The organism is Allorhodopirellula heiligendammensis (assembly GCF_007860105.1).
GTDB classification, from domain to species: domain Bacteria; phylum Planctomycetota; class Planctomycetia; order Pirellulales; family Pirellulaceae; genus Rhodopirellula; species Rhodopirellula heiligendammensis.
Genome location: NZ_SJPU01000001.1, coordinates 1,953,507 through 1,967,333, shown reverse-complemented (window position 1 = coordinate 1,967,333; position 13,827 = coordinate 1,953,507). Strand labels below are relative to the sequence as shown.

At 56.5% G+C, this 13,827-nt stretch carries 10 protein-coding genes; 7 read left to right on the top strand and 3 right to left on the bottom strand.

What is annotated here, in order from left to right; genetic code table 11:
• Positions 1-199: 199 nt before the first annotated feature.
• The gene (locus Poly21_RS07490) at positions 200-1,432 is read left to right on the top strand and encodes an alpha/beta hydrolase (RefSeq protein ID WP_302117998.1); all 1,233 of its coding nucleotides are present in this window, start codon (positions 200-202) and stop codon (positions 1,430-1,432) included.
• 217 nt (positions 1,433-1,649) lie between these two features.
• On the opposite strand, the gene Poly21_RS07485 is transcribed toward Poly21_RS07490, so the two are convergent.
• On the bottom strand, positions 1,650-3,062 hold the full coding sequence (locus Poly21_RS07485) for a Gfo/Idh/MocA family protein (RefSeq protein WP_146406243.1): 1,413 nt from the start codon (positions 3,060-3,062) through the stop codon (positions 1,650-1,652).
• 1,425 nt (positions 3,063-4,487) lie between these two features.
• Here Poly21_RS07485 and Poly21_RS07475 point away from each other — a divergent pair.
• From Poly21_RS07475 to Poly21_RS07465, 3 genes are all read left to right on the top strand, one after another.
• Complete coding sequence (locus Poly21_RS07475) at positions 4,488-5,579, top strand: hypothetical protein (RefSeq protein ID WP_146406241.1); 1,092 nt, start codon at positions 4,488-4,490, stop codon at positions 5,577-5,579.
• A gap of 291 nt (positions 5,580-5,870) precedes the next feature.
• Positions 5,871-7,349 (top strand): hypothetical protein, encoded by a 1,479-nt coding sequence (locus Poly21_RS07470; protein ID WP_146406240.1) that lies wholly within the window; start codon positions 5,871-5,873, stop codon positions 7,347-7,349.
• A 106-nt stretch (positions 7,350-7,455) separates the two neighbouring features.
• Entirely contained in the window at positions 7,456-8,358 is a 903-nt protein-coding gene (locus Poly21_RS07465) for a thiazole synthase (RefSeq protein WP_146406239.1), read from the top strand.
• On the opposite strand, the gene Poly21_RS07460 is transcribed toward Poly21_RS07465, so the two are convergent.
• Entirely contained in the window at positions 8,359-9,300 is a 942-nt protein-coding gene (locus tag Poly21_RS07460; protein ID WP_146406238.1) for a YihY/virulence factor BrkB family protein, read from the bottom strand.
• A 214-nt stretch (positions 9,301-9,514) separates the two neighbouring features.
• Between Poly21_RS07460 and Poly21_RS07455 the strand changes: the two genes are divergently transcribed.
• From Poly21_RS07455 to Poly21_RS07445, 3 genes are read left to right on the top strand one after another with little or no spacing between them, the layout of a single operon-like run.
• Positions 9,515-10,453 carry a DUF2167 domain-containing protein gene (locus Poly21_RS07455; protein WP_146406237.1) on the top strand — a complete coding sequence of 313 codons (939 nt, stop codon included), beginning with the start codon at positions 9,515-9,517 and terminating at the stop codon, positions 10,451-10,453.
• 12 nt (positions 10,454-10,465) lie between these two features.
• Positions 10,466-11,653: a hypothetical protein gene (locus Poly21_RS07450; RefSeq protein WP_146406236.1), complete on the top strand. Its 1,188-nt coding sequence runs from the start codon at positions 10,466-10,468 to the stop codon at positions 11,651-11,653.
• A gap of 56 nt (positions 11,654-11,709) precedes the next feature.
• Positions 11,710-11,985 carry a hypothetical protein gene (locus Poly21_RS07445; protein ID WP_146406235.1) on the top strand — a complete coding sequence of 92 codons (276 nt, stop codon included), beginning with the start codon at positions 11,710-11,712 and terminating at the stop codon, positions 11,983-11,985.
• Between the two features lie 4 nt (positions 11,986-11,989).
• Here the strand turns inward: Poly21_RS07445 and Poly21_RS07440 are convergent, their stop codons facing one another.
• Positions 11,990-13,756 (bottom strand): AI-2E family transporter, encoded by a 1,767-nt coding sequence (locus tag Poly21_RS07440; RefSeq protein ID WP_302117992.1) that lies wholly within the window; start codon positions 13,754-13,756, stop codon positions 11,990-11,992.
• Positions 13,757-13,827 lie beyond the last annotated feature (71 nt).

The following is a 13,827-nucleotide window of genomic DNA, read 5'->3' as shown; positions in this document are numbered from 1 at the left end:
GCAGATGCGGTTACGGGAAGTTCACGCCGCCGAGTTAAGACAAGCTGGTTGGTATTCGGGTGAAACCATCCCTCAACGGTGATTGCTCCAAGCACCGATGAGAGCGGCAACGGTTTTGCAAAGTTGCCCGCGAAACATAATGAAATTTCTTGGGTTAAATCCGAACCACTTAGAACTCGTTGCCCCCTGCAAGACACTCATGAATAGATTATCTCAATCGACCATCCTTACAGTTTGTCTTTCGGCAGCGACGATTTGGATTGCCCTGCCGGCATTCGCACAGACTGCGCGCCGCCCGATGCCGCGATCCCAAGTTCAGTCAAGGTTGCTTGAGTCAAGATTGCTTGATGGTGTGACGGCCCACCGTGATCTCGCTTACGTCCCTGGCGGCGACGGTCGCCAGCGACTTGATCTCTACGTGCCGGATGCTTCGGAGATGCTTCCCTTACTTCTCTGGATACACGGGGGCGGCTGGCAAGGGGGCAGCAAAGATGGTTGCCCGCCGCTTCGCGCGGGGTACCCCCAACAGGGATACGCAGTAGCCAGCATTGGCTATCGGCTCACCGGCCAGGCTCCGTTTCCCGCCCAGATCGAAGATTGCAAGGCCGCTATCCGTTGGCTTCGAGCGCATGCCGATGAATACCATCTCGATCCGGATCGAGTGGGCGTCTGGGGCAGCTCGGCCGGAGGGCATCTCGCCGCCCTCATCGGCACCAGCGGTGGTTTCGAAGCGTTTGACGTAGGAGAAAATCTCGATCAATCCAGCGGCGTTCAGGCTGTTTGTGATTTCTACGGACCGACGGATTTCAATGTGTTCGTGACCACGCCTCGATACGAGGGGCATGCTGCCGCTGGCTCACCGGAATCCAAGTTGATTGGCGGGCTCGTACTAGAGAATCCTGAGAAGGTCCGTCGAGTCAACCCGATCACTTATGTTGACGAGAACGATCCGCCGTTCTTGATCGTGCACGGAAGGCAGGACGCTACGGTGCCCCTCAATCAAAGCAAGCTTCTCTTTGAGACGCTAAAAAAGGCTGAGGTCTCTGCCCATTTTCACACCATTGACGGAGCGGGGCACGGCGGAATTGGGTTCCATGATCCGTCAGTCAGCGAAATGGTGCGCAACTTTTTTGACGAGTATCTGAAACGAGACGGTAACACCGTCGGGGAACCGGCTGCAACTACATCCGAGAGTACCGTGAGCAATACTTCTTCGTCGCAGCAATCACCCGATCGCGAACCACGCAGACCAGGAATTTCGTGGCGGAAGGTCGTCGCCAGCCAGGATCGCGATCGTGACGGACGGATCAGCGAGAAAGAGTTTCGAGGCGGGCCAGCTTTGTGGAAACGACTGGACCAGAACGATGACGGCTTCATTACGAAGAGTGAACACGATAGCGAAATGCCGACTCAGCGCGGAAGCAGGGAATAGACTTGTTGCTCAGTCTCATTGGCGACTTGAAAAGCTGGGGTTGGGGCAGACGTTGTGCACGCTAGTCCCCAACTCCAGAATCTCTGAAATCCCGCGGACGGGGCGACAAATGCCGATGACAGGTCACCGGCAGCGTCATCCGTGCTGTCTAGGTTTCTATAATTCGCTGGCGGAGGCGCGAAGCACACACCGCCAGTAAGTCGCATTTTCTTGCGGCTTAACCGAGTGTCCAGCCTTCGCGATACTCGCGATTGACGAACTGGTTAACTGCTTCGACGTTGGGGCTCGTGAGGTCCTTGGCATTCCACTCAATACGTTGCCCTTCACCTGCACGCATCGCCAGGTTGCCGACCAAAATCGTTTCGGTCAAGCGGCCCGCGTAGCCGAAGTTCGACATCGTGCCTGGTTCATACTCGCCCTTGACGGTCTGAACGAATTCCCATTTCTGACGTTCGTCGCCGCCACCCTTGTAAGGGATGCGGGGCAGGGTTTGCTCGGGGACTTTGTAATCGGTGTATTTGTCTTCGGGCAACAGGTAGTACTTTGCTCCATAATCATCTGGCGAGAACAGAATACCCTTACTGCCGACGATGATGGCACCTGACATTTTCGGTCCACCTTCGCGCTGTTTAGCGACACGATTTTGGAACGATTTTGGAAGTTGCGAAATGATTCTCTCTGGTGGCAGGTTGCCGCCGTCGTACCAATGAAACTTGCAGGCGACGAGGCCTTCGCGTTCGGGGAACTCAAACATCAATTCGCTACTGGCAGGGAACTGCTCGCCTTCGACGATCCCTGGATTCTTCACAGCCGTGACAGCGATTGGATCCCACAGTTTGAGAGCCATGACGGGCATATTGGTGGTATGGCAAGCCATGTCGCCGAGTGCACCGGTGCCGAAATCGACCCAACCTCGCCAGTTGAACGAGTGGTAGATGCCAGACACAAACGGACGCATCGGTGCAGGGCCGATCCAGGCATCCCAGTTCAGCGAATCCGGAATTGGGTCGACTTTATCGGGACGGCCGCCGCCCTGTGGCCAAACCGGGCGATTGGAAAAAATGTGAATTTCGGAAACGTCGCCGATTGCGCCACTGCGGATCACTTCGACTGCTTCTCGCAGTCCATCTTCGCTGGTGCCCTGATTTCCCATCTGCGTGATCACGCCAGTTTTTGCAGCGGTATCTCGCATCACACGAGCTTCTTTGATCGACCAGGTGAGGGGTTTCTGGCAATAGATGTGCTTGCCCATATTCATGGCTTTGACACATGCCGCGGCATGATTGTGATCGGGCGTGCTGCACGTCACGATGTCAATTTTATCGCCCAATTTATCGAGCATCTCACGATAGTCGTCGAAGTGCTCGGCGTCGGGGAACTCACGCCCCTTCTTGGAGAGAGTATCGCGATCGACGTCACACAGCGCAGCGATCTTGACACCTTGTTTGCCGATGTGGCTGGTATCGCTACCACCCTTACCACCAACTCCGATGCAGCCAGCTGACAACGCGTTCAACGCCGAGGCAGGTTTCTCGTCCGCTGCCAGCGAGGTGCCGGCAAAGTAGCCGACGCCCGCAGACACGGCCGCCGACTGACTTAGAAAACGACGACGATTAGTTCGATTGCTCATAAGAAGTTTTTCCATCTAGAAAAAAGTGTGGAGGTGGGCAGCTTGCGCGGTCAACATTGATCAGCAAGCGGTCAGGTGAGGTAGGTGGGCAGGAGATCTGACACGCGGGGAAGATTTCGCCACAGAACTAGTCAGAACGCTGCCGTCCCCCGAACATTCCGTCGGGACTGCCTAATTTAACAAGTACGTATGCCTACCACAATTGTTTGCCTTACGGAAAGTTCGGCACCATCTCGTTGCAGCTTGACACGAAAAAACCCCGTGTTTGGAATTCAATTCCAAACACGGGGTTGGCTAAAATCAGTTCAGGAGCATGCCTGACGTTCGATATTTCTGGACGTTACGGACGCACTTTGGATGGAGTACAGTCCGCTCACGCGAGGTTCTGACAACGGCAACGTTATTTAGTTGCAGCCGCAAGGTGCTTCGATACCGCAGGTGGGCTCGCAACCGCAGGTGGGTTCGCAAGCTGACTCACAGGCGCTGTCGCAGCAGCTCTTCTTTTCGAACATGCGGGCGAAGAAGCCACCGAAGGGACGGCATGGCTTCGAGTCGCAGCAAGAGGTTTCGCAACCACAGGCTGGCTCACAACCACAGGCTGGTTCGCAGTAGACGGGTGCAGCAACTTCGCAGCAACCGGTGTCGCAGGAGCTCTTGTGGTGATGGAACAGCTTGTGAAGCAGGCCCTTCTTGGGGGTGCAGCACGCTGGTTCGCAGCCACAGGCTGGCTCGACGATGGTTTCGCAACCACAAACGGGTTCGCAAACTGGCTCACAGCCACAAACAGGCTCGCAAGCTGTGTCGCAACCGGAGTCACAACCGCCAAAGAGCGACTTCATGTGGCCAAAGGCACTTGCACTGGAAGCATTTCCGGCGAGCAACGCGACAGCCAAAACAGCAGGTACTAGAATACGACGCATCGTAAGGTCTCCATGGATTCTTTTGAGAGGAAATTTGTTCATCAGCACCGACGTTGGTGATTGGCCACAGGGAGGCCCAAGTCCGACTCAGTGCGATTTGCCGATTCGGTAAACCAAGCAAAGCTTACCGATGCACAAGTAGATATCGGTCACGAAAGCAATTCTGTCAGTGGAAAGTTTGCCAATTCGCTCGGTTATGACTCGTTCAGTGGTGGTCTGTAGCGGCTCTGATTGATCGAACGGTCATGACGATTCTGTGGCCTTGATAATCTGCTTGGTCGATGTTTCGATCACCATTGCCTTGACGCTTGGCCCCAGGTGTGCGTCACTAATAAGTTCTGTTCGCCATCATTCTCGTAGCCCCCATTCATTAATGAATTCGCGCCAATCTCCCTCTGTTGCTCCAGTTCCGCAGTCGCCCCGGTGCATCTCGTGGCGATGTCCCGCCAGTTGCCTGCTTACGACCGACTGGCGCATCAAGCACGCAGCGGACCTTGTAAAACGAATGTCTTCAGCACGCCTGACGCAGCGACCGCCGGCGATTGTTTTCCATGCGACCCTTGCCATCGCAGTTGCTCTCGGTATGAGCCAGAGCATAATATTGGCCTCCGATGAAGTTCAACAGTCTGCACCGGAGCCACTCGCGGATGAAACGTCGGCCAGTGTTTCGGACGTCCAGCAGGATGAAGTGGATGAGCGGCTGGCGTCCGACAACCTGCTCCGCGAAATGACGACCACGGGGATCTCGCTGACCCCAGATGTTTCTCACACGCTGCCTGCGCCCACATTTGTTTCTATCAATGGCGAATTGGTTGATCGTTCTGTGGCGACAAAATCTTTGACGAGAATCGCTGGCCCCCAGGGCGTCACGCGTTTTGTCCGCGATTCCGTCGTTGCCCCGTTGGCGGTGAAAACGGACGCGATCGAGGACGCTGAGGGCCGGAGAGTAGGACATTTCATCGATGTCGCCTTTGTGGTTCATCAATCTATCTCCGAGATTCGACATTCACGGGTATTGGATGACTTTCAATCCGAAGTAGGAGATGAGACAGACGACCAAACGATTGATCGCGAGCCAGATGCGAGTGCCGACGACATTGAAAAGCCCCTCACCCGCACCTTGACCACTGCAGAACTATCGCAGTACGGCGTCACGCGCGACGAGAAGTTCGAGTCCCTGGGTTACCTGCGATTACCAATTATGAGCAAAGTCGTTCTGAGTGGCGTCGCTCGCGCCCGACGGTCGATCTGGTCGACCGATGACGAGTCGGCTCCGATCATTTTGACGTGGTTGCTCGACGCTCGTTTCGGCTCAGCTTCGCCGCAGGCTGATTCGATCGCCAACCAGTGGCGGCCGATCGAGCGGACGGAAGTTGGCCAGCGCGTACTCGGCACACCCGAACCCTACGCGGGAATGGGTGGGTACGTAGCGATCACCACGCTGCCTGGTGACCCAGCAGCATCCCTCGTTCAGATCCGATTTGTTATCCATGAACCGCCTAACTGGTTCGCCGGGCGAAATCTGCTGCGCAGCAAGCTGCCCCTGCTCATCCAGGACCGGGTACGCAACATCCGCCGGGAACTCGACAGCGAATGAATGAATCGAGCCGTACCCTTCGCGAGCACCCGCACCCCGCTTGCAGGCCGCTCCGGACCCGCTGAACCGGCAGTTGACTTGATCAGATCAGGTGACCATCCCAGATCAGCTGGCAGATCAGTGAGCCTCGGGAACCTGTTTTTCCGGTCTACCCGCCGCAACCGGGACGACCCGAACCCCAATCCCTGGCAATTCGTAACGAAAATTCAGTTCGGCGCGTGTGATCCCTGCATTCTGCGAATACAATTGGGTGCAACCGCCTCTACTTCCCCCTAATCCACGACCCTCATCATGGCCGCACGCGACGATTCCGTCATCCGTGGCAGCTTGATCGCTTGCCTGATCTTCCTGGTCCTTTCTTTGGCCCTGAACTTCTTCCTCTACCAGTGGGGGAGCACCTCCTCGCAGACCGCCGACGCGGCCAAAGGTCAGTTGAGTACTGCGCGGGGAGAACTGCAGACGATGCAGAGTCAAGCGACAATGATGAAATTCATGCTGGGGGTTGGCAATTTGACGGAAGCTCAAATTGAGCAACTGTCCACCAGCACGGGGGGAGACCCCGACATGGATACGATTGAACAGCAGTTCGTGCGCAACATGTCGTATTTCGGCGAAGAAGTGGACAAACAGAACCAGAACTACCCGGCCCTTCCCGAGTTCCTCGTCAACGCCATTCGCTCGCGCAATGTGCAGTACAGCCAGGCCCGGGAAGAAGCCACCACAATTCGGACGCAAGCGGACGCTGAGGTCGACCTAGCGAGGAAGGCTCAATCGCAAGCGGAATCGGACAAAGATAAAGCCAACAAGAAGCTCGAGGAAGAACAGTCGAAGTTCGCTGAGGATCGGGAAACCATGCAGCTCGCCAGTGCTGAGAATCACGACACGCTCCTGCGGACTTCCCAGGAACTCAATATTGCGCGAAAGAGGCTCAAAACCAATATGGCGGACTTCGAGAAGCGAGAGAATACGTTGCTCTCGACCATCAATACTCAGCTCATCGAGTTGCAAAAACTCCGTAGCGATAATTTCGAGAGTACGCAGGGACAAATTGTTTACGTGGTCCGCGACGGCAACGTGGTCAACATTAACCTGGGCTCGGCCGACAATCTGCATGCGGGCGTCACGTTTGGCGTGATCGATGCTGACGAAACTCGACTGCAGGATGCGAAGGTCAAAGCGACTATTCAGGTCACCAAGGTTCTTGGTCAACATCGTGCGGAAGCTCGCGTGGTCGCCCGTCCCGAAATTCGATATCCAATTATCGATGGCGATCAGATCTATTCGCCTTTCTGGGCTCCTGGGCGGCGTGTGAAGATTGCCCTGGGCTGGAATATCGATCTTGACGATGACGCTCGGCCCGACACCGATGCTGTCGCGTCGATGGTGCGTGCCGCCGGAGCGGAGGTCGCGGCGATCATGAATCCCGACGGCAGCAGCGAAGGCAAACTGGATAGTAGCGTGCGATTCCTCGTGCTCGGTGAATCGCCAGAGGGTGCTGAAGAAGCAGACTCTGCAGACGTCATCGCGATATCGAAGCTAAAAACTCAAGCGAAAGAGCTCGGTGTTACCGTGATTCCGGCTTGGAAACTGCAAGCATATCTGCGGACCATTGACGATTCACTGACGACGCCACTCGGTTCGGCTGTTCGTGGCAGGGACTTCGCACCCGAGGCATCCGACGCAGCGGGCTCGATCCCCAATAGCCTGCCAGGGTTCTTTAAGGACGTCGATGAACGCCAACAACAGGGCAACAACATCCTCGCACCCTAACCGCGGCATCGACGCGAGCGAGGTTTCACAGGTCGCTCGGGGTAATTCCCGAGCGACCTGTCGAGAGTTACGATGTGGAAAAACACTTGCTATCTCAGGATGCGTGATGTCCACTCCCCCGAACTCGTCCGACCTCCACGTCCAAGACCCCGATCCATTTGCCGACGACGCACCCCTGCGGATTGGCAACCACGTTCTCAACAGTCGATTGATTGTTGGGACGGGACGCTACGATTCCATGCATCAGATGCGAGATTCGTTAGTCGCCTCGGGAGCACAGTGCGTGACAGTCGCTGTGAGAAGGGAGCGGCTCTACGACAAAACGGGCCAGAACATTCTGGATTTCCTCGATCCTGTTCGTTACACGCTGCTTCCCAACACGGCGGGATGTTACACCGCCGCGGACGCAGTTCGCGCCGCTCGGCTTGGTCGCGAAATTCTGCAGACCCTTGAGAATCCGGGCCAGGATTGGGTCAAGCTCGAGGTGCTGGGGGATTCCAAGACCCTGTTACCCGACCCGAGCGAGACAGTGCGGGCTTGCGAGAAGCTGGTGGCAGATGGATTCTCCGTGCTCTGCTACACCAGTGATTGCCCCGTCACAGCACTGCGGCTCAAAAACGTGGGCGCGGCCAGTGTGATGCCAGCAGGCAGTCCGATCGGCAGCGGGCAAGGCATCCTGAACCCCGGCAACCTACAAATTATTTTGGAGTATCTCAAACAGGACGATCCGGATTATCCGGTGATCATTGATGCGGGAGTCGGCACCGCCAGTGACGTGGCAATCGCGATGGAACTCGGTGCTGACGGAGTACTATTGAATACCGCCATCGCCCATGCCCGTGATCCTGTGAGGATGGCTGCGGCAATGAAGCACGGGGTGATAGCGGGGCGACATGCCGCTCTGGCGGGACGCATTCCCCGTCGACTCTACGGCACCGCCAGCAGCCCGAGTGAGGGCATCATCAGCACACGCCCCTACGGTAGCGCGCAAGACGGGACGGCAACCTAGTCAACCGACAGAGCCGCCTGGCTCCGTTGTTTCTTCGTCGCGTTTAATTTCTTTAACCACTCGCACTGCGTGACGTTCCGGCATGATGCCATCGCCATAGCGGACCGCGTAGACCTGCGTTGCTTCAGCGCCCAACAGGACGATCATGGCGGTGTAGTACACCCACACCAATAACACGGCGAGCGATGCGGCGGCGGCACCGAGTTGCGCCCCAGGCGAACTGTAGGTGAAGTACAAATGCAGTCCATAACGGCCCACGAGGAATAGTGTCGTCGTGATCAGTGCGCCGACAACCACGTCACTCCACTTGACGATTGCATCAGGCATGAACTTGAATATGGAGGCAAACACGATGAAGACACCGACTGCTTGTACCATGATGTTGATCCCCGAAGCGAATGCGCCTGACATCCCGATCATGCTGCCGACCCGGTCCCCCAACGCTGCCAGCACCGATGAGACGATCAACGAGACCAGCAGCAGAAAGCCGAGGCCGAGGATCATGCCGAATGAGAGCAGTCGTTTGCCGAGCAAGTTTTTCCAAGTCGCCCGTTCGGGGTCTGCCTGAACTTCCCAGACTTGGTTGAGCGCTGCCTGCAACGCCGCGACGACTCCAGTCGCCCCGATGACGATGCCCCCGAAACTCAGCAGTGTCTTCCACCACTTGCCGCTTGACTTTTCATCGTTTTCCAGGATGGTCGAGATTTGTTCGGTCGCAGCCTCATTGCCCAGCATTTCAGCAGCTTTGCCGGTCAAGACATTCCGCGCCTTGGCCTCGGCGTCTTTGTTGTCGTACATCAGCGACAGACCAAGTGTCAGAATCGTGAGCAACAGATAGAGCAACGGCGGCAGGGCGAAGGCAGTGTAGTACGCCAACGCAGCGGCGAGTGTCGAGCAATTATTGTTGGAGAATTCACGTAGCGTCTGTTTCAAAAATTCCATCAATTCTACTTGTTCAGAGAGGCATAAAAGGGGTGACGGCCCGGAGAGCAGTAGGCATGGAACGGGGCTCGCAATTCCCGCGCCAACTAAGCTCTAACGCGTTTTTTCTTTACATCCTACGGCGATTGCGTTAGATTCTTCGCCGCGGGCGATGGTCGCCAAGTTAGCTGTTATTGCATACCACCGAGATACACGTTGTTGAGGGTTTCAATTAATGTTCCGTTCCATCGATTTGGTTGGCATTCGCAGTGCTGGCATGCTGTTACTCGTTCTCATCTTCCTGGCCGGCTCGACCGACGCACAGGATTCTGAGCCCCCGCCGGGAATCTCGCCGGAACAAATGGCATTGATGCAGCGTTTTGCGGCAATTGAATGGCAAAAAGGGCCCAGCGTCGGCAAAATTGGTGACATTGCCGAAATCAAAATTCCAGAAGGCTATTCCTACACCGGTGCCGCGGGCGCCCAGGAGTTATTGGAACTTTATGGTAATCCTCGAAATCCCAACATGCTCGGGGCCCTCGTGCCGGACTCAGAGGATGAAGATTGGACGCTCGTGTTCCAGTTTGACGACATTGGATACGTCGACGATTCCGATCGGGAGGCGCTCGACCCGGAGGGTTTGATGAGCGATTTTCGAGCGTCCATACCTGCAGGCAATGAAGAGCGACGGTCCATGGGACTTGAGGAACTGACTGCGATGAGCTGGGCGAAACCACCGTTTTATGACCCCGAAACGAACAATCTCACGTGGGGTCTCAAGTTGGATTTTCCCAGCGGCAACGCTATCAACTATGACATTCGGATGCTGGGTCGACGGGGCGTGATGGAGGCCACATTGGTGGGCGATCCTGAAACGTATCGGGCCGCGTTGCCGGCGGTAAATCAAATCCTAGAAGGATACCAGTTCACCACAGGCAATCAGTACGCAGAATGGCGACAGGGCGACAAAGTCGCTGCTTATGGGTTGGCTGGGCTCGTGGGTGGCGGCGCGCTGGTAGCTGCATCAAAGACCGGATTGCTGGCTAAGCTCGGATTGCTGCTGGCCAAGGGTGGCAAGGCGGTCATCTTGGGCATCGTTGTCTTCTTTGGGGCGCTCGGCTCGTTCTTTAAAAAGCTGTTCAGTGGCGGCGACCGCAGCGAAGCGGTTCGGTAGGTCGCTAAACTGATGCCGTCTCTCTCCGACGTCGAATGGATCTTCGTCGTTCTTGTTCTTTTATATGCATGGGAAACCCTGGTGTGGGCGCGGAGCGGCGTGGCCGTTTTCGTGTCACGGCACGGTTCTTTTCAAAATCGTCATCCCGCCATCCGTCTGACGGGCAACGATCATGGATCGCTGCTGCTCAGCGGGGTGCTGCCGTCGGACATGACACTGCTGTGCCACGAAGTGCCCATCTCGATGTCGGCGCGGGGGATCGCTGCATTTGTGCCAGCGTCTCCGACGAGCAATGATCGGCCGACTCGATCTGGGGACGTATTTACCTGGCAGCAATTGACAAATTGCCGGGCTCGCGAGCGTGACGTCCGCAGCGGTGAGCAGCTCATTTGCACGATGGGAAGCACCGTGATGGCGGATCACTTCGCCGGTGTGCTCCGGGAACTAGCCTGCCTATCCGAACAAGCGCGGATTGATCAAATCGATCAATTCTATTGCGGTCTCTTCAACACGGACGAAATTTCGCAACGTCTGGATCGTCTGCGGGCTCTCACCCCGCCCATTCGCCGATGCGCGCATTTGATGCTAGCGTGGATCGGGCCCATTGGAATGTTGCTGTATTACGGCGTCTTGCCCTTGAAAGTCGACAACCAGACCACCGCGACGTACATCGTGGTCCTATTTGCGTTGTGGTGGACGACGGTTGCATTGGTGTGGCGAGCACATTGTTGCTTGTTTCAAGACGACCGCATCGGACGATTCAAATTGATTGCGTGCTCGCTGTTGTCGCCGGCGGTACCGCTGCGAGCGATTGACTATTTGAGTCGGCAATTGTTGGCGAAGTCGCTGCTTCATCCATTGGCAGTCTCGGCGACGATTGACTCGCCAGATCGGCTGCGAGATTTCGCTCATCGTGTCGTGCGGGATTTCGTCTACCCGCTCGCCCCCGACCTGCCTGAGGAATCACTGGACCCCGCCCTCGGAATCGCGATTCTAGAGGATTGCCGAGTCGACCAACGAGAAAGAATTACTCAGTTCCTTGCCGCACACAACATCGCTTTCGAGGAGAGTCTGAAGCCACCCCGGGCCGAAGACGAATACTCGTTGTCCTATTGCCCACGTTGTTGGCAACAATTTGAGCGAGACAACGCGGTGTGTGATCGGTGTGGTGGTCGCGCAACGCTGCCTTTGCGAGTATGATGCATGACCCATACCACGTGTTTACTGAAGCGTTCCACTCCTCACATCGACAAACCATGACTGAGTCTAACGAAACTCCCGAAGTGCCTGCTGAACCCGAGTTCTCGAAGGAGGAGCTGCGGTTAGCGATGAAGGCTTTTCGCAAACGTCTGAAACTCACTCGATTGGACGACGAATCACGACTCGGTTACGGCCCCATGTCCGCGGGCAACACGTCCGGCGTTGCAGCGATCCGGCCACCGGATCAATACCCGGCTGCCGTGTGGCGGTTATTGGCCGAGCAGGGGAAACTTCGCCGTGATGGTGGCGGGCTATATTCCTTGGTTGACTAACAGCTCAAAAGTCTTGGATTTCGTGGTTGAGGATTTCTAGCATCGTTTGCAGGAACACGACCACCATCGGACCGACGAGAATCCCGATCGGTCCAAACACCGAAACTCCACCAATGACACTGAGCAGCGCGAATAGCGGGTGCAGTTGGCTGCGGCCCTGCAATACGTACACTTTGATCACATTGTCGATTGAGGAGACGACCGCCGCGCCCCAAAGGGCCAGCAGGCCAGCGGCGAGCCAGCGCTGTTCGACAAAGCCCAGCCACAGGACGCAGGGAACCCAGACCGACGCGGCACCAAGAAATGGGATCAACGCCATCAGACTGGTCAAAAACAAGAGCAGGATAATTTGATCGAATCCGCACAGCCAAAATCCGAAGGTGGCAAGAATTCCTTGCACCGCCGCGCTGGCGACGCTCGCCAACACGACGGCGCGGCTGGTGCGATCAAATTGAGTGAGCAATTGCCGTTCGTAGGCGTCGTCGAGGGGTGAGAGACGCATCAACGTGGAGGTCATGGCAGGCCCGTCGATCAAGAAAAAATACACCGAGATGACGAGGATGGCCAATCCGAACAGGATTTTGGCGAGCATGCTGCCAGTTGCACTGGTCAGTTTCACAAATCGCGGCTGCAGCGACTCCCGCGCCCCACGAATCAGGCGGGTGAAGTCTGCTTCATCGGGATTCACCAATAGTTTCAGCTGACTTAGCATCGCCCCGCCGAGTTTGAGGTGCATCCAGGCACGGATCGACGCGGCCGTCTTGACTGCGTCCTGCTCAAATTGCTCCGAAACGTCCAGTCGCAAAAGTGGGTTCGTCTGACCGATCCGGTCCGCCTCCGTTTCCTGTTTCGCCGTCTCCCGCAGGGCTGCAGAAAAGTTGTGGATGTTCGTCACCGCCTGAGCTGCCGCGTCAACAGCAGACTCTGGTCCCGCAACGTCCTCCTGCAAGTAGCTCACGATGGCGGCCGCCTTGTCCAGTTCCTGGGCCCGTTCCAGTAGATCATCCCGATTGTCCGCCGACGAAGCGGTGCTTCTCTCTGTTTGGACGGCTCCACCGACTCCCATGGTGTCAGTGATTCGGTCGAGAGCGCGAAAATACTCAGCGTGAGGAAGGCTCAGGCCGAGTTGATCGCGGATCTGATCTCGCGCCACCGAGGCGCTTCCGTTCATCCGCGATAGCAGAACGGTGAACTGCGTCGTTGCGATCGAAATCAGCATTCCCAACGGCAATAGCACGATAAACAGCACCAAGGCAGTCGTCAGTCCAGCGGAAAGCCGCCGGCGTTGTTTGGTCTGCTGCAGCAACCACATATAAACCGGTCGAAATATCACCACCAGTAGCGCTGCCATGAATAACGGGACGAAGAATCCGACCATCACCTGGTAGAACAGCACCCCCACGGCGAGGATCCCGATCACTAGCATCACCACGGACATGATCCGCGATAACGAAGGCAGTTGGGGGAAAAATGCTTGCTTGCCGCCGCCTGAGGCGTCCAAGGCAATCCTCTCGGTAACGTATTTTTCGTGATGCGGTGGAGCACTCGAGGGTTCGGTTGGATCGGCGCCACCCGCCATCGGCCCGCACACCGGCGGCACGTTTGATGGGGGGGTGACTGTCTGTTTGCCTGTCGGCTCGCCAGCAGCCTTTTCGCCGAGCGTCGCTCCAGACGCCTCGTGCGTGACTTCACCGGTTTCCTTCGCTCCGGTTTCACGGGCAGAGGTTTCACGGGCAGACTGGTTTTTAGCTCGGCTTCGTCGTTTGCTCATCAATCGCTCGGGTTGAGTTTATCGAGGTTTTCTTTTTTTTCGTTAAATTCGTCAGAATCGTCAAAGGTTAC